Origin of the sequence: Roseateles sp. 22389, from assembly GCF_052044995.1 — a bacterium.
In the GTDB taxonomy this organism is placed as follows: Bacteria; Pseudomonadota; Gammaproteobacteria; order Burkholderiales; family Burkholderiaceae_C; genus Roseateles.
Genome location: NZ_JBQEOF010000014.1, coordinates 133,206 through 155,461 on the forward strand (window position 1 = coordinate 133,206; position 22,256 = coordinate 155,461).

General features: G+C 64.1%; 11 protein-coding genes. 2 read left to right on the forward strand and 9 right to left on the reverse strand.

Going from position 1 to position 22,256, the window contains the following annotated elements; genetic code table 11:
* Nucleotides 1-413 precede the first annotated feature (413 nt).
* The 3 genes from ACTJKJ_RS19125 to ACTJKJ_RS19135 are packed head-to-tail and all read right to left on the reverse strand — an operon-like array spanning nucleotide 414 to nucleotide 5,480.
* Complete coding sequence (locus tag ACTJKJ_RS19125) at nucleotides 414-1,763, reverse strand: TniQ family protein (protein WP_440821395.1); 1,350 nt, start codon at nucleotides 1,761-1,763, stop codon at nucleotides 414-416.
* A gap of 7 nt (nucleotides 1,764-1,770) precedes the next feature.
* Nucleotides 1,771-2,973, reverse strand: coding sequence for an ATP-binding protein (locus ACTJKJ_RS19130; RefSeq protein WP_440821396.1), 1,203 nt, complete (start codon nucleotides 2,971-2,973; stop codon nucleotides 1,771-1,773).
* A complete protein-coding gene (locus tag ACTJKJ_RS19135; RefSeq protein ID WP_440821397.1) occupies nucleotides 2,970-5,480 on the reverse strand; it encodes a Mu transposase C-terminal domain-containing protein in 2,511 nt (836 codons plus the stop codon). Before ACTJKJ_RS19135 ends, ACTJKJ_RS19130 begins: the two co-directional genes overlap by 4 nt.
* A gap of 819 nt (nucleotides 5,481-6,299) precedes the next feature.
* Between ACTJKJ_RS19135 and ACTJKJ_RS19140 the strand changes: the two genes are divergently transcribed.
* Together ACTJKJ_RS19140 and ACTJKJ_RS19145 are read left to right on the forward strand one after the other, a co-directional pair.
* Nucleotides 6,300-6,758 carry a hypothetical protein gene (locus tag ACTJKJ_RS19140; protein ID WP_440821398.1) on the forward strand — a complete coding sequence of 153 codons (459 nt, stop codon included), beginning with the start codon at nucleotides 6,300-6,302 and terminating at the stop codon, nucleotides 6,756-6,758.
* Nucleotides 6,759-6,895: 137 nt separating this feature from the next.
* The gene (locus ACTJKJ_RS19145) at nucleotides 6,896-7,918 is read left to right on the forward strand and encodes an IS110 family transposase (RefSeq protein WP_440821399.1); all 1,023 of its coding nucleotides are present in this window, start codon (nucleotides 6,896-6,898) and stop codon (nucleotides 7,916-7,918) included.
* A 501-nt stretch (nucleotides 7,919-8,419) separates the two neighbouring features.
* Here ACTJKJ_RS19145 and ACTJKJ_RS19150 read toward each other — a convergent pair.
* The 6 genes from ACTJKJ_RS19150 to ACTJKJ_RS19175 form a co-directional block, all read right to left on the reverse strand.
* Entirely contained in the window at nucleotides 8,420-8,965 is a 546-nt protein-coding gene (locus ACTJKJ_RS19150) for a hypothetical protein (RefSeq protein WP_440821400.1), read from the reverse strand.
* 170 nt (nucleotides 8,966-9,135) lie between these two features.
* The gene (locus ACTJKJ_RS19155) at nucleotides 9,136-9,948 is read right to left on the reverse strand and encodes an NYN domain-containing protein (protein WP_440821401.1); all 813 of its coding nucleotides are present in this window, start codon (nucleotides 9,946-9,948) and stop codon (nucleotides 9,136-9,138) included.
* A gap of 94 nt (nucleotides 9,949-10,042) precedes the next feature.
* Entirely contained in the window at nucleotides 10,043-17,797 is a 7,755-nt protein-coding gene (locus ACTJKJ_RS19160) for a calcium-binding protein (RefSeq protein ID WP_440821402.1), read from the reverse strand.
* 47 nt (nucleotides 17,798-17,844) lie between these two features.
* Entirely contained in the window at nucleotides 17,845-18,651 is an 807-nt protein-coding gene (locus ACTJKJ_RS19165; protein WP_440821403.1) for a hypothetical protein, read from the reverse strand.
* Nucleotides 18,652-18,678: 27 nt separating this feature from the next.
* Nucleotides 18,679-20,139: an HlyD family type I secretion periplasmic adaptor subunit gene (locus tag ACTJKJ_RS19170; RefSeq protein WP_440821404.1), complete on the reverse strand. Its 1,461-nt coding sequence runs from the start codon at nucleotides 20,137-20,139 to the stop codon at nucleotides 18,679-18,681.
* Nucleotides 20,136-22,256: type I secretion system permease/ATPase (locus ACTJKJ_RS19175; RefSeq protein WP_440821020.1), on the reverse strand; the 2,121-nt coding region annotated here is incomplete at its 5' end. The genes ACTJKJ_RS19175 and ACTJKJ_RS19170, both read right to left, overlap by 4 nt.

Sequence of the window (22,256 nt, forward strand, 5' to 3'; positions counted from 1 at the left end):
ATTCCCTGAAGATGTTTGACAGCAACTCAACCGGTCGCCTGCGGCGCACTTTACCGGCGAGATGCGGCTGCGCCCCTCGGGGAAGCCCCACCCTCGCGGCGGGCAACCTCGCGACGCCTGTGCTGGCCCGATACTCTGCAGATACGAAAACCGCTTTCGCATCATTCGCTGCGGCACCTGGTCAGCGTCGTTCAGGCGTTGGCTCCGCCAGATCAACGTCTCGTCTTGCATCAGCATCGCCTCGTCGAGCCGGATCATTTCCTTGAACTGGAGCGCACTCCGTCAAATGTGGCAATGGCTGTAGCCCTATCGGCGCCCCGACGCTTGGGCACGCAGGGCGAGCACGGGCGTTTCACAAACCTCGTCGGCACTGCAACGGTTGCGCTGAACGTCGCCACTGGAAAGCGGCGTGCTCAAGCGAGCAGCGCATGCCGCCTCAAGATTTCCCGATAGAAATCGAGCCAGCCATCTTCCAATAGCGAGAACCCGGCCGCCCGAACCAACCGCTCCATGCGATTTCTGCCTGGCACTACCCCGCTCTGCAGAGCTTCGGCTATCTGAGTCTCGATAAATGCCGCGCGTTCTCGGAGCTGCGCGCATCGCCGGTGCCTAGCTTCCCCCGCTCTCGTATCAATCAATCGCGCGGCCAGGTCAGCGTGCCAGTACTTCATATACGCGCGGCTCACGCCGACGGACTCCGCCAAACGCTTCAACGGCAGCGGAGCTTCATCCCGGACGGCCTGAACCAGCCTCGCACCTGCAGCGTCTCGGATCTGCTGCGGATGGCGAACTGCCTGCCGTCCCGGACGTTTTTGCGGCTCAGCAGATGGCTCAGATCCCCCATCGGCAAAAACGCTTTCAGCGGAACAGCGAAGGGCCGCACAGAGCCTCACCACCACCTCCAGCGCTGTTCGCTCCTCTCCTCGAAGCCAAGCGTTCAGCGCTCGGGGCTGAAATCCCATTCGGCGGCACAGAGTGGCTCGTCGCCCGTCTCCAAGCTTGATCACCGCCTCTTGAAGAAAGGACGTCCAGTTCTCCCTGGGTGGTCGGTTCAGTCGTCGCTGAATCGAGATCATCCCGTCGACGATCGCCGAACCCTCCGTGCTCCCGTCGCTGCTGTCGCTGACTTCGCCGCTGCGTCCGTTGCCGCCGAGCGCATGTCCGCAGTGATCACATCGAGTCAGGCTTGGCTGTCTGGGTATCGCTGGTTGTTGCCGACCGCAGCGCGGGCAGCGATCAACCAGAGCGCAGTCATGGATCGGACATCGCGTGACGACGCTCAGCGACCACCGGAGCTGCCAATATGAAGCCTCATCGCGCCCCAGCCGGTCCCGATTCGCAAGATGGGACGCGTCCGTCCCGCTCAAGCAGCACGAGCACCATCGAGGAACGCGAGCCAGCAACGGATGGCCATTGGGAGCAAGCAGCCCTTCCCAAGGCTGGAGCGTCAAGGTCTGTAGATCCCTCCGACCCGTCCCGCGATTGAGCGCCTCGGAGAACGCTTTCGCGTAGCTTCCCAGCCCGTCGATCGTCAACGCGTTGGCCGAGAAGAACCTCGCGTAGCACCAATCCGCAATCGACGGGTCGATCGTGGCGAGCACACGCCCAACCAGTTCACGCGGCTTGACGTTGTGCTCCACTGCCAAGCGGACAAGATAGCCTCTCAGGGATTCCTGAAATGCCGTACCCAATCCCGCGGGTACCAGCCCGTAGAGCGGCGTTCCAATACGCAGCGGCATCTCAGCTGCATCGAATGGGATCACGCCTTCATCACACCAAGTTGACACGGCCTGCCCCTCCCACCTTGTCTCTGGCCGGAGACCGTCGTGCGACGGGGCCTGTTCGCCGCGGGGCCTTTGAGCTCGTCGCGTCGCCCGGCACCTCCGTGGAGGCGAACTCCAAACTGCCCGCCTGTTCAGCAAGCCGCTGAGCAACGATCTCTCGCGGGGACTTGGTGACCATCGCTTCTATGACGTCGAGGTCTATGTCCTCGAGCAGCATTGAGCCCATGGCTGCCTCCTCCATGATGGTCTTGAGCCCCCTACGCGTTTGCGCCACGCGGTCCAGCAGATTCTTGGTGACCAGGTCTGAACCGACGTCCAATGCCTCGTCCAGTCCATCGCGCAACAGATCCCGCAAGATGCCGACACAGCCCGCCGTCATCTCGAAGAAGTACTTGACGTCCTTGCTCAGCTCCGGCGCGAGCGGCACCGGAAGCGCCTTCGCCAGTGCCGTAAACACCGACTTGAACGCTGCCCGGTCGTCCGCCAGTTCGTAGCGGTAGCACGGGAAGTGAACGATCTGGCTGCGGCGAATCAACTGCGCGCTGTGATCGCGAATCTCGAGCAGCTTGTAAGTCCCAAGCAGCACCAGGGTCGCGTTGCACATGTCCGCCAGCGACTTGAGCGTCTCGAACTGGATCGCCAGATGGCGCGGGTCATGACACAGCAGGATGTGATGCGCCTCATCGACGATCCAGAGCTTCGTTTGCCGCCGCACGAAAGCATGCTCTACCTGGCGCCTGAGTGCCTCAGTCGTGAGCGACTCCCCCGGCGCCTTCGTTCCCAGAACAGGTTCCAACATGGGCAGCTGACTCGGCCACACCTTTCGATCGATCAGCGGCTCGTGTAGCTGCTCAAGCGTGCGAACGTAGAAGTCCTTCCAGTTGAAGCTGCGCCCATGCGGCGGCGTCGCCCTCACGAGCACAGCCGGAACCAGCGATGGGTCCTCCGCGCATGCGGCGCTCGCGGACAGCGTCGCCTTCTTCAGCAGCGATATTCCCAGTGTTGACTTCCCCACTCCTGTCGGCCCGGCCACGATCACGACCCGTGAAGTGCGCCCACGTGTAGCCAGGGCCAACGTCCGATCGAACGCTGCCTTGTAGGTCGGATGCTGCTTCCTCTCTGCTTCAAACTGCGCGACCAAGGCGCGCGGATCCGCCGTTGACGCAGCGCCAATGTTCTTCTCACTCATTCGATGTCTCCGTACTCCACGATCTCCAGGTGCTCGAACGCATCGGCTCCTTCCTCAACCATTGACGCCGGGATCACCTGGATCACCGGGATCGGGGGCTCGAGAGCAGTCTGCTTGGGCGCCGCGGGCACTTGCTCGCATTCCAGCTCCGCACCCATCAATCGCTCCTGCTGGTCAACCTCGCTCAGGAACTTCGCGAGCATCTGGGCGTTGATGGCTCGATTTCGATATCGCTCCCCGAAACGCTCACGGATCTCTTCCGTTGCAGCTTGAATCTCTCGCTCCGAGTAGCGACTGAAGACCGCGTAGTACGGCGACCTCATTTCCACCCAGCCGGACTGCACGTAGGCATACGCGACGCCGGCGTTGAAGGGGTCATAGCGAACACGCACGTCCGTTCCGACAATACCGGCAGCCGTAAGTTCGGGGGCCTGATAGGGAATGTTGTGGATACGCACATACGCGCCTGGACGCACCCTGGCAACGCCAGTCTGCGTTGACGGCAAACAGCACATCTTGAAGGCCGCGTCATACGCGATGCGCCGATGCAACCGCTCGCCGAAGTTCCGCATGCCGACCTCGAACGCCTCATCCGGACTCACACCGAGCGTCTCGTTGACCTGCTTGGCGTAGACGCCATCAAGGTACTCATTGAAGCGCTCGACGAACCGCTCCAAGGTCCAGACGGCGCGCTCCCGTGGGTCGTGACTCCTGGACATGCTGCGCGGCTTCTGCAGCGCCTTGTTGTTGCCCCGCAGCTGGTGCAGGAAGTCCTCGTTGATCCGCTTGAAGAGCCTCTCAACAAGCGTCCCGTGACGCGCCTTGCTCTTGGGCCTGTTCTTCTTCTTCACGCTCAGGAAGGCAAGCAACTGATCGAAGTACACCGACTGGAAGTCCCCTCCTCCATCGACGACGATCGTGTCGGGAACCCGTCCGTGGCGGCGAACGCACTCGCGCAGAATCATCATGCAGGAGCGATAACTGGGCGAATCAAAGGTGACATAGGTGGACAGCACCTTTCGCGTATTGGCATCGATCAGGGCTGACACCCAGCACCGGCGGGTCTGGCGTCCATAGCGAGAGTCCACGAGCTGAAGATCCGCCTCGGTATGGTCCAGGTGGGCGATCTCGAACGGCCGCTGTCCGTGCCGAGGCGTATCCAGATCCAGCCACCAGTAGATCGGCTCAACCTGATACGCAGCCTTGGCCCCGTGCCGCGCTTTGACGATCTCTTCCTGTGTGAACAAGCGCCGGATCTCGCGCTTGATCGCTGACTCGCTCGGTGCAATGGTGCCCGCTGCTTCACAACGATTGCGGACGATTCCCCACACCACCTTCGGCGCCTTCGCCTCAGCCGTCATGTATTGCGCTCGGATGACCTCCACCATGATCTCGCGCGTCGCATCAGGCAACTTTGGGGTTCGATTCCCCCGCATGTGGATGTCGGGTAGCAGGCCGACGAAGCCGTTTCCGTAGATCTCCTCACCCCTACGAAATAGGTGTCGCCACCAAGTCAATGTGCGCTGCGGCACCGCCGACGGTCCTGCCCCGTCGCTTGGGAACAGCGCCTGGTGCCGCACCACAGCGCGGCGCCGTTCACTTTCGGACGCTCGCCGCATGCGCTCGGCCGAGCGGGCCTCGCGAGCACTTGGTGCTGCAGGATCAGCCAGGATCTTTCCCTCCCCGATGAGGCGGATCAAGGATTCCCGCGGAACATTGATGGCGCGGTGATCCTCTGTCTCGAGGAAGAAGCCCGTCGCACCATCGTTGAGGATCTTGAACAGACGCCCGTCCCACACGATATTGGCCCCTGGCGTGAGATCGACGATGCTGAGATCGGGTGTTCCGGTGGTACTGCGGTTCTGGAGAAGTGCCCTGTGTACATCCACCGACACGCTGTCCTTATAGACGTAGGTCCTCGACGGCTCCGCCAACCGAGCGTCTTCGAGCTCGACATGGAGTTCACGACGCGCGATCAGTAGATATAGATGGTCTGCAATCACGTCTGGCGTGTTCAGCAGGTCCTCAAGCAGGATCCAGCCCGGCTCGGCAACGAGGTCAAGCAGCCGCAGCTTCGCCTCACTGGGCACCTCGGGCGCGTCGTCGACAAGGTAGTCATCCAGGAATGACAGGTTGTCGACGAGGATGGGGTTGTTGTCCTCGGCCAGCCGCACCACGTACCCCATCCCGAACACTTTGGCGGCAAGCTCACCAGGCAGGTAGTGCCACAGTCCGTTCTCGTCCAGATGGAAGTTCGCGTTCCCTTCACGCAACTGCTCTTCCAGCCATGCGCGAGGTTTGCATTCGACCCATCCGACGTAGTCGTCTTGAAGCACCAGGAAGTCAGCGGTCTTCAGCTGGTTGGTGCGCCTTCCATCTTTCCGGATCAAGGGCACAGAGATCGGTTCAGGCTGATCCCAGAACTCGTACGTGTTGCCGCTGAACTCCCAGATCCAGAGCGCAGGCAACTCACCGGTGTGGCTCTCCGCCTGGATGGTCCTACCCATCTTCCGACTCGAGAATCGGCAAGTGACATTGCAGGCTCCCGAGCCTACAGCGCGCGATGGCGGTGAAGACCGAACGCGGCGTATGTATGCACGCCCGGCATCGGTGAGGCCCCTGGCCTCCAGGAAGTTCTCGAGGTCTGTATCGCTCAGCATGATGGTTCCGCTCGAAAGGCGGTCGCAAAGCTACCCAGGTCGTGACGCGAGAGGCAGACGGTTGAGCGATGCTGAAGGCGATTGCCCTCCTTCCGAAGCACGACGTTGACATGCATGTCCTCGTGCTTAGAATCGGACCATCCGGTGTCTCAACTGGATGGCTTAGCGGCCCTAACGGACGACCCAGGTGTTGGCGCACTTGGGTCGTTTTCCTTTTCTGGCTTCAGTTCCTGAGTTGTTGCTTCGCTCCCGACTTGGTTGACGTGTCCGGCGCCCTCGCTTGCGAGCTCACCGGGCGACCAGGCGCATTTCCTTGCCTGTCCTGAACACATTAGCTGGCGCTTGGCGGGCACTTCAAGAAATAATGATTTCTCCACACCCCCGCCAGCATGCTGCTAGAGACGTCGCATGAGACTGCGAAGCTAGATGGTCCCAGGAAGCACTCCGAAGCCACGTGGGCGCCCGCCGCGACCTGAAAGTGAGGTCGTCCGCACCAAAGCTTGGGCGGAGGTGGTAGCACAACAATCAGGACTTTCAAGCCGTAAGCTGGATGTCCTCTGCCAGATGCCCGGCTCGGGCCAATGGGCGAAGTACTGTCAAGGCGCGACGTCGCCTACTCATGCACGGCTGGCACAGGTGGAGCGCCTCTTTCCCGGCTCCCGCCGCGTGTACGACTCGCCTATCTGGAAGTTTCTGGACATTGAGGCACTCGGCCAGCGCAACCCGCGCGAGCTCTTTGCCTGGCTGCAAGAACCGCACTTTGCGCAATATTTCCGCGACGAGCCGCCCGGTGGGCTGTTCTGGCGCGTCAAGAAGGACGTCGCCAAAGAATTGCAGCTAGTTCTGCACGCGGCGGCTTCTTACCGCGCCCCTTTTGATGTCATCGGAGCCTTGCTGGCCCTCACCCACGAATCGGTGATCGCGCAGAACGAGTCCGACTTTCTTGCTTGCGTCGTTGCCTGGAACCGCATCGGCAGGCGCTTCGATTGGGACGGAAATATGAGCGAGGGGCAATGGTCTACCGTTCCGGAAGAGTACGTTCGAGCATTCGGCGATGCGCTGCTCGACTTCATCGATGAAGATCACCCGCTCTTCTATGACGAAACTCTGGTCGATCCGCGGTAGCGATGGACGCCTTCAAGCGCCGAATAAGGTCCATGCAATGCACAGTAAGCAATGGGATGGACGCCCCCACCCGATGACGGCATCGAAGTGCCACAGTGGATGTGTCAGCAACCACTCGATCGGAAGGAGCGTCCACCATGGAGATTACGACGATCGGCCTCGATCTGGCCAAGAACGTGTTCCAGATTCACGGGGTCAACGAGCGCGGCAAGGCCGTGCTGCGCAAGCAGCTGAAGCGCGACCAGGTGGCGCCCTTCTTCGCGAACCTGCCTCCCTGCCTGATAGGCATCGAGGCCTGTGCCAGCGCTCACCACTGGGCCCGCAAGCTGCAGGCGCTGGGCCACACGGTCCGGCTGATGGCGCCCCAGTTCGTCAAGCCGTACGTGAAGAGCAACAAGAACGATGCCGCAGACGCAGAGGCGATCTGCGAGGCGGTCAGCCGGCCGTCAATGCGCTTCGTGCCGATCAAGAACGTGGAGCAGCAGTCAGTGCTCTCATTGCACCGCGTCCGCCAGGGCTTCGTGAAGGCACGCACCGCGCAAGCCAACCAGATTCGGGGCCTCCTCGGGGAGTACGGCCTGGTGGTGCCGCAGGGCATCGCCTACATCGCCCAGCGCGTGCCGCCGCTCATTGAAGATGCCGAGAACGAGCTGCCCGGCACCTTCCGGCTGCTCATCAAGCGCCTGCTCGACCACCTCAAGGCGCTGCAGGAGCAAGTCGACGAGATCGAAGTGCAGATCAAGGCTTGGCACCGTGCCAGCGAGGCCAGCCAGCGCCTTGAGAAGGTGCCCGGCATCGGACCGCTGACTGCCAGCGCCCTGGTCGCCAGCATTGGCGACGCAAAGAACTTCGACAACGGCCGTCAGTTCGCAGCATGGCTGGGCGTGGTCCCGCGACAGCACTCCAGCGGCGGCAAGCCAACGCTGCTGGGCATGAGCAAGCGAGGTGATGCGTACCTCCGCACGATGCTGATCCACGGCGCGCGCTCCGTCATCTACAGGGCGACCCAGAAGTCCGATCCGGAGAGCTGGTTGATCAAGCTCACGACGCGCCGAAACAAGAACGTGGCAGCGGTCGCGATGGCGAACAAGACCGCGAGGACAGTCTGGGCTCTGTTGGCGCACGGACGAGAGTTCAAGGCGGGCTACGCCGCGGCGTAACCACGCATCGACGACACCGACACGAACAGGAGAATCCCACCGCCGATTGCTCAGGCAACCAGCAAGTTGATGGCACGACAGGTCAGACCGTGGTCAGCACAGCCCGCCCTGAACGAGGCACTACGAGTGCGCGTAAGCGATAGAGGCGCCGACCAGCAGAACCCATCAGGGACAGCGAGCTCGTCTCGCATTGAAAGTCCGAATGTACGGGTGCAATCTTTTCTTCGTGCAGCAGTGAACTGGAAGCTTGGCAAACGGGGGCGTCCATGTACGTGCAGGCGACCATGGCTGGCGGCCTAATTGGGCCGGGACTCGGGCATCTGGAGTCGGCAGTTCCCGAGCGCCTCAGTCAAGGCAAAGGGATGAAGACGCACGATCTCCGGATCGAGATCGGTCAGCACCGCCAAACATCGAATGACGTGAGCAGCGACCACCTCCGAGAGAGGTCCAAGCATGACGCGTGGACTGCCTCGAACCGAAGATCAATATCTGCATTGCACACTAAACCGCACGAGCCGATTCGCGACGAATTTCCTTGCGATGGCAACGGACTTCCAGCGGGCGCCGCGTGACGACATGGAAATACAAGATCGTGTATGCGTTCTTGGAGTGATTTCCTTTACCCAAAGAAGGATGTTTTCTGAACTCCTGAAATCCGTCGTGCTGAATTGGGTAGTGCGAAAAGTCGAAGAGAACCAGAACGGAACGCCCTTCCCTCCATTTGAGCAGCTTCTTGACTTCACTTTGATTTGTTGTCGCAGATACGTTCGACTTCGACTTTCCGGGGTTGCGGACAGCAAACTCAACCGCAGTTTTGTCGATCCGAAAGTCAATGCGGCTCTTCTTCGATTTCGTCCACGGCGTGGACACCTCGACTTCAGGGAGCACCCGCTTGTGAAAGTAGCAAAGTAGTCCTACCCGAATCAATGGAAGAAGCTGTCGCTCCGTTTTAGCCTGCAAGCTAAGAGACTTCGCAAATGAGCGGTCCAAAAAGCTCCTGAACATCAGTTCGAACGCAGCCTCAATTTGGTCAACGGCAATGCTCATGAAGATCCCACGTGTAAGTAGATTCCGGGTTCTCTGACGATCAAACTGGTGCCGAACCACCACAGAGATTGCAAGCAGCGACCGAGGTCACCTTTTCGCGGCTTCTCACATGTCTCATCTACCCGGGCATGAGCAGAGTCGGCTGGCAGCGTCTCGGTACGCGTCGCGGGTCATCGCAAGCGAAGAAGGTGGTCTGCGTCCCCCTTCTTTACCTCAACAAGAGCGTCCATCGCCTTGAGCATCTCACCGAAGCTGCCGTAGCCATGCTCCTTTAGGTCGAAAGTCGGATCCAGGCGTTTCACCATTGGCCACACGTTGGCCTTGTGCACCCAAGCCTCGCCCCTTGACTCGCCCAACAAGCGAATCGCTCGCCGCAGCATCTCCGCCGCCGGATCGACCGGAGCCGAAGCTAACTCCTTCGCCGCCAACTGCCTCTGTGGCTCCGTTGGCGCTGACTCGACCAAGGTGTCGTAGTACCGGAACTCGTGGCAACTTTTTGCCCAATGCTTGTTCGTACTTCTTCGGTTACCGATGCCCACCAGCATCCGGCCTGCGGCCTTGATCTTCTGCGAAACCGGCATGAAATCACTGTCGCCGCCGATAATGACGACGGTTCCGATGTGCCAGAAGCGGCCGATATCCTCGGTGGCGTCCAGGCACAACTTGATGTCGGCTCCGTTCTTCGCCGATGCACCGGGCGGGAACAGTTGGATCAGCTCGACCGCGCTTTGCAGCAGCGAATCTCGGTAGCGGCCGAAGTACTGCCAGTTGCCATAAGCCCTGTTGATCGCCACGGGCCCGAAGGAGGCCGCCAGTTCAACCAGGGCCTGCACGTCCACGAGTGGCTCTTGCGGCTTGTAGCGGTTCTCCTGCTTCGCGTAGGCGCCTTCGCCGTACTTGGCATCGACGACCCCGGCGTGCAGATTCTCAAAGTCCCAATAGATGGCAACCCCTCGATTGGCCGTGATGTCGTCGTTGTTCAAAGGCTCCTCCTGATGGGACTATCATGCCTGTAGCCGCTCATTTCTACTGAACGCCCGGTGCAGACGGATGTCCAAACCGGGCGTTGGACCGATCTCAGAAGTTCAAGTGCCGACTAGGTGTGTTGACAGCCATGCTTGGCATGCGCTGCGAGGTGTCGGACGTCGAGGCGATCGAGGAGGTCGTTCCCGACGGCGAGAACGCCGCCATCGCCGACACGAGGGCCTGGGCCTGCGTGTCGGTAAGTACCGAGCCATCGCCGAAGCGGAACTCCTCGACGTGGTACTTCGTGCCGAGATACCAGTCCTGCAGCGTCAATACGTCGCTGGTGCCGTTCACCTTGGCCAGCAGCGCGTTGCCGCTCTTCTGGAAGGTGATGTCGCCCTTGGCGATGTTGGCGCCGAAGCTGACGAAGTCCTTCACGCCGGTGGTCGCGTCGTTCTCGACGATCGTGTCGCTGCCGTAGCCGCGGCCGAAGACGTAGCCGTCCGCGCCCGCGCCGCCGGTCAGCGTGTCGTTGCCGCCGCCGCCGTCGAGCGTGTCGTTACCCGCCGCGCCGGACAGTGCGTTGGCACCAACGTTGCCGACCATGACGTTGGCCGATGCGTTGCCCGTGGCGTTGATCGCCGATGAGCCGTTCAGCGTCAGGTTCTCGACGTTGTTGCCCAGCGTGTAGGTCACATCGGAGAACACGGCATCGGTGCCTTCGTTGGCGGCCTCGGTGACGACGTCGTCCGCCTGGCTGACCCTGTACTCGTCGTTGCCCGCGCCGCCCACCATCGAGTCCTTGCCCAGACCACCGTCGAGCGTGTCGTTGCCTGCCGCGCCGGTCAGCGTGTTAGCACCGGCATTGCCGATGAGCAGGTTGTCGAGCGCGTTACCGGTGCCGTTGATCGCCCCGGACCCGCTGAGTTGCAGTTGCTCGACGTTGGCCGCCAGCGTGTGAGTGACGCTGGAAATGACCTTGTCGATGCCCTCGCCGGCCAGCTCAGTCACCACATCGCCGGTGGCATCGACGTAGTAGGTGTCGTTGCCGGCACCGCCAATCATCGTGTCGTTGCCCGCGCCGCCGGTCAGGACGTTCGCGGCGGCGTTGCCAGTGATCCGGTTGGCGGCGCTGTTGCCGGTGCCGTCGATGGCCGTCGAGCCGGTCAGCTCCAGCTGCTCGACATTGGCGCTGAGCGTCCAGCTGATCGATGTCTTGATCAGGTCCGTGCCGGCATTGGCGCCTTCCGTCACCACATCGCCAGCGTCGTCCACGATGAAGGTGTCATTGCCCGCACCGCCGATCAGCGTATCCGCGCCCAGGCCGCCATCCAGCGTGTCGTTGCCGCTGCCACCGCTGAGGGTGTTGGTGGCGGCGTTGCCGGTGAGGGCGTTGGCCAGGCCGTTGCCGGTGCCGTCGATGGCCGCAGTGCCCGTGAGCTGCAGGTGCTCGACGTTGTTGCCCAGGGTCCAGCTCACCGACGCGCGGACCGTGTCGACACCACCATCCGACTGGTACTCGGCCACGGCATCGTCGACGTGGTCGACGATGTAAAGGTCGTCACCCCAGCCGCCGATCATGAGGTCGCCCTCCGCGCCGCCGTCCAGCAGGTCGTTGCCATCACCGCCGTTGAGCTGGTCGAAGCCGTCGCCGCCGAATAGCTGGTCATTGCCCGCGTTGCCGGTCAGCATGTCGTCACCGGCCTCGCCGCGGAGGATGTCGTCGCCGGCATCCCCGTACAGTTGGTCGCTGCCGCCCCGGCCCTCAAGGGTTCCCCCGATGTAGGGCGCGTAGAAAACGTCGGCGGCGTCAGTGCCGATCCGGGTGCGAATCCGCTGCATCAACGCGTCGCGTTCCAGCACTGTGCCGTCGGCGAAGCGCACCCGCTCCACGGTGCCCACGCCCTGGATGAAGCCGCTCACCGTGAGCGAGTCCGTCGATCCCTTGAGATGGATCGCCAATCCGCCCGTGGCACCGTCGAACACGATCTCAAGGTCGTCCGGTGAAATGCCGACATCGAATCGGATCTCGTCAATGGCGCCGTCGTCCTCCAATCCCAGTCCGAACTCCTGGCCCGGCTCGTCGATCCTGTCGTTGCCCCAATTCCGGCCGAAGGCATAGACATCGGCCCCCCGTCCACCGGACAGGACGTTGTCGCCTGCATTGCCGCGCAGGAGGTTGGCCTCGGCGTTGCCGATGGCATGCGTGGCGGCCTGTCCGAGCAACAGCGCGTCCTCGACGTGGTCTCCGAGGGTGACGGACTGGTGGGACTCGATGCGGTCGCGACCGCCTCCGCCGGCTTCGATGACCACGTCGCCCGCGTCGTCGACGCGGTAGACATCATCCCCGTCGCCCCCCACCAAGCGGTCTGCGCCGCTACCGCCGTCCAGCGTGTCATTGCCGGCACCGCCCTCCAGCGTATCCTCGCCGCCGAACCCGGCGATCTGGTCGTCCCCCGCCAAACCGGACAGCACCTCGCCATGGGCGCTGCCGGACAAGGTGTCCGCGCCCGACGTCCCGCTCAACTGGATCGACGCCAGCGCGCGTGCCTCGAGTTCATCGGCGGTCCAGACTGTGCCGTCGTAAAAGCGCAGCTCTTCGATCCGGAAGCCAGCCTGCGGATACCAGAGGATTCGCAGCTGGTCGCCAGTGTCGGGCACCGTCAGCACCAGGTAGGCATCGTCGCGCGTCACTCGCAGCAGGTCCGGCAGGATGTCCTTGCCGAGCAGGATCCGGTCATGACTGCCATTGGCACGGTCGAAGTCCATGATCGTGTCGACGCCGTGTCCCCGCTCGAAGAGGTAGGTGTCGTCGCCCAGGCCACCGCTCAGCAGGTCCTGGCCACGGCCACCGTCGAGCACGTCGTCGCCTTCGTCGCCGTAGAGCCGATCGTCGCCCCACATGCCCTTGAGCGTGTCGTTGCCGACGCCGCCGTCGACCTCGTCGTCCGACCCGTCCCCGATGAGTTGGTCGTTGCGGTCGGTGCCACCCATGCGGCCGCCGCGCTCGAGACTGTAGTAGCGCTCCAGCAGGTCCTCGCGGCTCCAAACGGTGCCATCGGCAAACTCCACCGACTGCACCGGGCAGCGCTGGGGGTCGAACCAGTTGCTGATCGTGATCGCGCTGGTGGTACCAATCACCGACAGGTACAGGTTGCGCGTCATGTGGCTTGGCAGGAACGGGTTGTCGCCGATGACGGCGATCTCCTCGGGCCGGATGCCCGGCCCGAACACGATCCGGTTCTTCTCGTTGCGCACGTCCGTGAGCCCGCTCACGATCAGGTCTCGTCCGAAGTCCCGATCGTTGAATGCGTAGGTGTCGTCGCCCGCCCCGCCATTGAGCGTGTCGAACCCATGCCCACCCTCCAGGGTGTCGTCGCCGCCGCTGCCAAACAGCTGGTCGAAACCGTCGCCGCCGATCAGGTGGTCGGCGCTGCCGCTGCCGCGCAAGTCATCGGAGCCTTCCCACCCGGTCAAAGTCGCGCCGCCCGGCCGCGCGTATTGAACCGGCAGGCCCTGGCGGCCCTGCGCCGGCATGCGGTCCCAGATGTCCTGGGCGCTCAACACCGTGCCATCGACGAATTCGAACCGGTTGATCGCGGTCGTGCCGCGGTTCGCGTCCAGCCAATCGTAGACCTTCAGCGCATCCCCGGTGCCCTGGATCTCAAGGAGCAGCACGCCGCCATCGGCCATGCTGATGCGCAGGTCCTCCGGACGGACGCCGGCACCGAAGCGCACGTTTCCCGCCTGCTTGCTAGAGAAGACCTGGTCGAAGCCATAGCCGCGGTCGAACACATAGGTCGTGCCGTCCGTGCCGACGAGGGAGTCGTCGCCGGCGCCCCCGTCCAGCAGGTCCCGGCCACCGCCCGCCGAGAGGAAGTCGGCGCCAGCGCCACCGCGCATGACATCGTCCCCCAGCCCGCCGGAGAGCGTGTCGTTGCCGTCGCCTCCGCTGAACACGTCGTCGTGGAAGCTGCCCCACATCGCGTCGTTGCCGACTGTCCCGACCCGCTCGCCAACGGGGCTGGTCACCAGGTTCCAGACCGTGCCATCCTCGAAGACCGCGCGTTCGATGCGGCCGTTCAGCACAGCTTGGTCCACGTTCAGTTGGTCGACGCCGTTCGCGAAGACGAACTCGATACCGTTGGCCGTGTCTCTGCGAAGGACATCCTGCGGGCGCACGCCGGGTCCGAAGGCGATGGTGTCCAGGCCGAGGTCCGCGATGCCATCGCCGGTTTCCCGAATCGTGTCGCGACCCGATCCGAATCCGAACACATAGGTGTCGTTGCCGCTGCCGCCGTTCAGGGCGTCGTTTCCGGCGCTGCCGTCCAGACGATCGTCCCCTTGCCCGCCGCGCAGCAGGTCGTCCGCGACATTGCCGAGCAGCGCGTCCGCTCCCGACGTGCCGATGATCGGCGTGTTGGAACCGTCCGCTGCCCCCTGCAGGCGCTGCAGGATCTGGTCCCCGCTCCACACAACGCCGTCGGAAAACTCGATGCGGATCGAGTCGTGGCGATCCTGGTCCAGGAAACCGGACACCTCGATCCGATCGCTTGAATCGTTCGTCAGGATCATCAGGCTCAGATTGCCGTAGCCGCCCTGGCGGAAGGTTACGCCTTGGGAGCTGCGATCGAGGACGATCGTCTCCACGTCACCGGCCGAGTTGACCGCGCCATATTGATAGACGCCGTCATTGATCACGTCGCTGCCGAAGCTGCCGGCGAACACATAGCGATCGCTGCCGGCGTCGCCTGACAGCCGGTCGTCACCAAGGCCACCGATGAGCGTGTCATTGCCGCCCTGGCCCATGACGTCGTCGTTGCCAGCGCCGGCGTCGATGCGGTCGCCGGCCGCCGTGCCGACTTCCACGTCATTGCCGTCGGAACCGAACGTGCGCCGGCTATCGAGGTCCTGCGGACGCCAGATTACGCCGGAGTCGAAAACGATGCGCTCGATCTGGTACTCGGGCTGTGAGTACCAGTTCCGAAGGGTCAGCACGTCGTCGCCGCCCCGGATGCGGATCACCAGGTCCCAATCGACCCGTCGCACCAACAGGTCCTCCGGCGCGATGCCCGGACCAAGGATCAGATCGTCCGACACCGTGGAACCGACGAAATCGAAGTCGGCGATCGTGTCCTGACCATCGCCCCGATTGAAGTAGTACGCGTCCGCGCTGGCATTGGCGTCGATCGAATCGTTGCCGCGTCCGCCAATGTGCGCATTGCGCGATCCCGACTCGGTCCGCAAGACGTCGTTGCCGTCACCGCCGTCCAGCACCTTGACGCCCGCACCGCCGTACAGCGTGTCCTGGCCGGCACTGCCGAACAGGATGTCATCGCCGCCGGAGCCGAACATCACGTCGTCCCCGCTCTCGCCGCGGAGCACCTCGTCCCGGACGGAACCGACGATCGTGTCGTTGCCACCGGTCGGCTGGAGCAGGCGGTCGAAGATCTCCTCTCCGTACCAGGCCGTGCCGTCGGAGAAGCGGACCACGCCCAGACGCACGCCGGTGCCGTTGAACCAGTCCTTGACCGTCAGAGTGTCGCCGGTGGAAAGCGTCAGCACCAGGTCAGTGGAACCGTTGGGCGACTCGCTCGCGGGCCGGCTCGCCACCACCATCTCCGGCGTGATGCCGCCCTGGAGGAGGATCTCCATCGCGCCCTCGCCGAACAGCTGGACGGTGTCGTTGCCATCCCCGGCGCCGAAGATCACCCGGTCGCCTTGCCCGACATTGATCACGTCGTCGCCCCCGCCGCCGATCACCAGGTCCAAGCCCGTGCCGTTCTGGATGACGTCGGCGTCATCGGTGCCGAACACGATGCCCTGCTTCCCGTTCGCACCGGGCGTGGGCAGCGGCCCCGTGCGCACACCGATGGCCGCCAGGTATTCCAGCATGGCGGGATCGCCGGCGTAGCGCGCCAGCTCCTGCCGGAGCAGCGACAGGCCGTCCCAGCCCAGCGACAGCGCTTCAGGCTGGTAACGGATCACATTGACAAGCTGCAGCAGAGCAGCGCGCGGATCCGTCGCGCGAAGCGCCTCGTAGCCGACCAACTGCACCGCCAGGCCGCCCTCGGGCGTCACCACCGTATCCAGACGGACGCCGAGCCGACCGCGCAGGGTGACGTGGCGATCCAGCTCCTGCCCCACCCAATCCGCGAACTTGGCAAACGTGGTGTTGACCTGTGTCGCCGCATCGCCCGGAATGCTGAAGAAGCCGTCGGTCCAGTCCTTTCCCAGAAGCTCACCCAACGCGTGGAGCTTGCGATCGTCGAGAACGGTGCGATCGTCATCCACCTGGAGGTGTGCGCCCGTCCAGCGGAACGCGATCTCGAGTGCCAGCGCACGACGCTGCTGGACATCGGTGACCGCCAGGTAGCTCTCGACCAAGCCCTGCAGCGTGGGATCCTTGACCATGACTTCGTGCAGCGAGACCACGTTGCCCATGCCCGCCAAGTTGGGCAGCCAGTCGACCTCGGCCAGCACGCCCCCCGGGAGTTCGGAGACGGTCTCCGTCACGTCGCGCTGGAACCAGACATCATGCACCTGGCGCAACTGGCCGTCGGTCGTCTCGTAAAGGCCGACCTGACGGCGTTCGTTGTCGTTGCCGTCCACCTTGTTGGAGGTCTCGTAGGCAGTGCCGATGGACTTCACGCCCCGGTCAGCCAGTGACGAGAGCTCGTCGGCCGAAGACAGCCCGTCCAGGTTCCTGTCCTGCCAAACCAGCAGACGGCCGAAGATGGCGTCCTGGGCGTCGATCTTGCCGTCGCCGTTGTCGTCATAGCGGGCCAGCGCCTGGAAGCCGTGCGCGGCGCGGCTGCCCTGCGTGTCCAGCCAGGTGTAGTTGCCGAAGAGCTCCCGGCCGGAGTTGATGCGTCCGTCACCGCTGAGATCCAGCGCCAGCAGGCCGTCGTCCGCGCCGACCCAGCCAGTGCGCTCGCGCGCGCCATCTCCCGCGTGGTCGAAGGCGACACCAGCTCCCAGCGAGACGGTCTCAACACCGTCGCCGTCCAGATCCAGGATCAGCGGGTCCATGCGGCGACGCCAATGCGCACCGATCTCATCGCGCAGCGTCTTGAGCACCGCGTCGCGAGCCAGGCGCCGTTGACGGTAGGCCTCGAGCGACCGCGCGTCGAGCGGGACGCCGAACGAGTCGTTCAGCTTGTCATGGCCGAAGTCCGGTTTGGAATCGCCAGGCGACGCACCGCGCAGGAAGACATCGACGGAATCCTTGAGCTGGCGCAGGTCGCGGAGGCCCGGGTTCATGCTGAGCCAGCTGTTGGCGATCTCACGGACCGCGGGGTCCGGGTGATCGCGCAGGCGGTGCACCATCTCGGCCAGCATGGTGCTCTGGTAGATGGCGTCGATGCCAGTGCCCTCGGTTTCGCGGACCTTCTGCCACAACGCCTCAACGGCGGCTTCTCCCTGGGTCCGACGGATCAGCTCCATGGGCGCCTCGAGCGTCCAGTTCTTGATCCCCAGCCCGTTGCTTTCAAACACCTGTTTGTGGAACGCCTGCGTCTCCGCGAAGTTCACGTCCCGGGTCACCACGCCATCGTTGTTGGTGGCGATCGTCGCCAGCTGATTCAGATAGGCGAGCGACATGTCCATCCGGATGCGGTCGGCCTGGGCGGGCGTCAGCACCGTGCCCCCTTCGCCACTGACGCCGATCATGGCCGACTTGGCCAGATAGTCCATTGCCGACACCCCAGTGACGGAGTCCGCGGCGGCGACACCCTTGGCCCAGCCGGCATAAGCGTAGCCCAGTTCCTGGAGTCCTCGATAGACCTCGATGGCCGTGGTCACATCTCCCTGTTGTACCAATTGCTTGAGGTCGTTGACCTGATCCAGCGTCAATGGTTTTGGCATCGCTTCTCCCTGGCCCGGCTACATGCCTGGCTTTGCTTGTTGATATGTCAATCGATTCGGAATCCGAGCAGCAGCGCGCGGGTGCGTCGCTGGATGTCCTGCCATTCAGGCAGCATGTCTCGCCCATATCGGACCTGCACGAACACCCTTGCCTGCGGCTCCAGGACGAACGCGTGCACACAGGCTTGACGACCGATCTCGGTATTACTGCAACGGATGACGGCGCTGGCCTGGCCAGGTGGTTCGAAGGCCAGATAAACATCCGGATTGAGGAGGTCCAACCGCGCCGGCTGCTTGGTCTTTGGATTGACGCCCTGCGCGACATGCCGTTCCAGGGTGTCCACGTCGGACTCCACCTTCAGATAAGGCGCGTCGGACAGAGGCTCCCGGATCGCGCTCGCCATCGCTGCAAGCGCGCGAGGTCGATAGAGATCGCCGCTGGTGATGGTCACGTCCATCCAAGGATTCACCTTGAACGGCCGCTGGTCATGGTCACTTCGCAGCGCGGGCGTCGACAGACCGGCCATGTCGGGATACCGCACCTCGAAGCCGAAGCTGGCGATGTCCCGCGTCGCACCGGCGGGGCGAGAGACCGGAGATTTCGGCCCCCCTTTCCAGTCCGTAGGCTCGCCGCTGAACTCCATCAGGTTGACGAAGTGCCAGGGGATCCGCACCTTCATGCCGCCCAGAGTTCCGACGACGACGCGTTCCTGGGAGTTCGCAGGCGTGGATGCCGCCGCGGCGGTAGAAGCCGACGCTGCGGCGTTCACGCCTGTCGCCGACGGCCTTCCATCACAAGCCGTGAATGCGGTCAGGCACAGCGCAATCAGTAGCCCTGTTCTTTGCAGATTCATTGAAGTGTTCCGTTGCATGTATGTATTTCAACGCTCGCGCAGGCTTTCCTGCATGTGTTCCTGCACCGGGTTGAACAGGTACTCGATGACGCGCCGTCGTCCGGTCTTCACCTCCGCCGTCACGTTCATTCCCGGCGTCAGCCGCACCGGCTTGCCATCGACATCGATGGCCCCTTTCCCCAGCACCAGCGTCACTGGGAAGATCGCCCCGCGCTTCTCGTCGTTCACCGCATCCGCGGTCACGCTTTTCACCGTGGCCGGCACCGTGCCGTAGCGCGTATACGGGAAGGTCTCGAGCTTGATCTCCGCCTCCTGGCCCGCGCGCACGAAGCCGATGTCCTTGTTCTCGAGCACGACCTCCGCAGTCACCTCAGCCTCATCAGGCACCAGCACCAGCAGCACCTGCGCCTCGGTCACAACGCCACCTGCCGTGTGCACCGCCAGCTGCTGCACCGTACCGTCAACGGGGGCCGTTAGCTTCGTCAGCTGATTGCGCTTGTTGGCCTTGGCACCTTCCTCGGCCAGCTGCTTGAGCTTCAGATCTGCTTGCGCCTCTCGATCCCTCAGCGTTCTCAGCGTCTCCGCCCGGTACGACGCCGCCGAGCCGCGCGACTCCGCCAGCGCCGCCTGCGCCTCACGCTGGCGCGCCAGCGCCATCGCCAGGTCCTTCTCCTGCTCCACCCGCTCGCGCGTGCGGTCCTGCCCGGCGTGCCCCGCCACGAAGCCCTGATCGCTCAGCGCCTTGTAGTCGCGCTCGCGCTGCTGCGCCATCGGCACCGTGCTCTGCAGTTTCTCGACAAGCTGCTTCGCCGTGGCGATCTCCGCCTCGCGCCGCTCCAGCTCCGCCTGCAGCTTCGCCAGCTTGGCCGAGATGTCCGCCCACTCGCTCTGCAGCTGGAAGCGCGCGCTGTCCGCGTCCTCGCGCGGCATCGTCTTCACTGCCTCGGTGGTCAGCAGCGGCATCCCGCCGCCCGTCAGCGACTGCAGCAGCGCCCGCGCCCGCAGCACTTCCGACAACGCCGCCACGCGCTCCTTCTCGACGCGGTGGCTGTCCGCCTCCGTCATCGTCGAGTCCAGCGCGATCAGCAACTGCCCCGCCTTCACCTTGTCCCCATCCTTGACGAAGACCTCCCGCACCACGCTGGTCTCCAGCGGCTGAATGGTCTTGCTGCGGTCGCTGACGATGATCCGCCCCTGCGCCACCGCGACGATGTCGATCTGCCCGAGCATCGCCCAGGTCAGCGCGATCAGGAACAGGGCGCAGATCGCGATCGCCGCTCTCCTGGGCGCCGGATGCGGCGGTGTCTCCTGCAGCTCCAGCGCTGCCGGCAGGAAGGCGCGCTCATCGGCCATGCGCCGGGGTCCGGCGAGCTCCTCGCGCCGCTCCCATGCGGCCTTGAACACCGCCGCATATCGCGCGAGCAGCTCGCGCGCCGGATGACGCGGCGCCTCGGGCGCCGTCGTCGCATCGATCGGTGCCGCGCTCATTCCGAGCCTCCTTCGCCCTGCATGCGCCACAGATGCGCATAAAGCCCCTGAGGCTTGGCGATCAGTTCCTCATGGCTGCCCATCTCCGCGATGCGGCCCTTCTCCATCGCGATGATCCGGTGGGCATGCCGCACCGCGCTCAGGCGGTGAGCAATGATGAACACCGTCCGCCCCTGGCAGATCGCGCGCATGTTCTTCTGGATGATGGCCTCGCTCTCGTAGTCCAGCGCACTGGTGGCCTCGTCGAAGATCAGGATGCGCGGCTGCCCGAACAGCGCCCGTGCGATCGCGATGCGCTGGCGCTGCCCACCCGACAGCCCCGTGCCCTGCTCCCCGACCACCGTGTCGTAGCCCTCGGGCAGCTCGGCGATGAAGTCGTGCGCCCCGGCCAGCTTGGCCGCGTGGATCACCGCCTCGATCGGCGCTGCCGGATCAGCGATGGCAATGTTCTCCCGCACCGATCGGTTGAACAGCATGTTCTCCTGCAACACGACGCCGACCTGGCGGCGCAGCTGCGTCGCGTCGGCCATGGCGATGTCCTGGCCGTCGACCAGCACCCGGCCCGACTCCGGCACGTACAGCCGCTGCAGCAGCTTGGTCAGCGTGCTCTTGCCCGAGCCGCTGCGGCCCACGATGCCGATCACCTCGCCCGCGCTCACCGCCAGGTCCACGCCGTGCAGCACCGGCTGCGCGTCGGGGCGGTAGCGGAAGGTGACGTTCTCCAGCGTCACGTCGCCGCGCACGCGCGGCATCGCGCCGGCGCTTTGCGGCCGCAACTCGGTGCGGGTGTTCAGCACGTCGCCCAAGCGCGCCATCGAGATGCCGGTCTGCTGGAAGTCCGTCCACATCTGCGCGATGCGCATGATCGGCTGCGCGACGCGGCCGGCGAACATGTTGAACGCGATGAACTGGCCCACGCTCAAGTGGCCTTCGATGACGAGCTGCGCGCCCCACCACAGCGTGGCCGCGTTGACCAGCTTGCCGATGAGGTTGATGCCCTCGTTGCCGTACTGGGCCAGCGTCTGGGTGCGGAACGACGCCGACACGTAGGCGGCGAGCTGCTCATCCCACTTGCGCGCCATCTGCGGCTCCAGCGCGCTGGCCTTGACGGTCTGGATGCCGGTGACCGTCTCCACCAGCAGGCTCTGGTTCTCGGCGCCGCGAGCGAACTTCTCGTTGAGCCGGCCTCGCAGCACCGGCACGATCGACAGGCTCAGGATCAGGTACAGCGGCAGCGAGACCAGCACGATCAGCGTCAGCGTCGCGCTGTAGCTGAACATCACCGCGATGAAGATCACCGAGAACAGCACGTCCAGCACCAGCGTGAGCGCGTTGCCGGTTAGGAACTGTCGGATGTTCTCGAGCTCGCGCACCCGCGCCACCGAGTCGCCGACACGCCGCGCCTGGAAGTAGGCCAGCGGCAGGCTCAGCAGGTGGCGGAACAGCCGCGAGCCCAGCTCCACGTCGATGCGGCTCGTGGTGTGGCTGAAGACGTAGGAGCGCAGGATGTTGAGCGCGCTCTCGAACAGCATGATCACCACCAGCCCGATGACCAGCACGTCCAGCGTGGTCAGGCCCCGGTGCACCAGCACCTTGTCCATCACCACCTGGAAGAACAGCGGGCTGACCAGCGCGAACAGCTGCAGGAACAGCGAGATCGTCAGCACCTCGCCCAAGAGCCGGCGATGCTTGACGATGCTGGGGATGAACCAGGAGAAGTCGAACTTGGCGAGTTCGCCGGCGAGGCTCGCGCGACTGGTGATCAGGATCAGTTCGCCGGTCCACTCGGCGGCGAAGGTCTCGATGGGTTCGATCGTGGGACGCGCCGACGCTTCGTCGCCGCTGGGGTCCATGAACAGCACCCGCTTGCCGTCGCATTGCGCCAGCACCACGGTCCGGCCGTCCCGCAATGTCGCCAGCGCCGGCAGCGCGGCCAGCGTCAGGCGGTCGATCGTGGTGCGCGATGGCTTGGCCTTGAGCCCCAGCCGCTTGGCGGCGAGCAGCAGGTCCCGCATCGAGGGGGTGTCCGTTGCGCCCAACCCCAGGCTGTGACGCAGCGACGGCACGTCGGCGGCGACGTGGTGCAGGCGGGCCACGATCGCCAGCGCCGCCAAAGC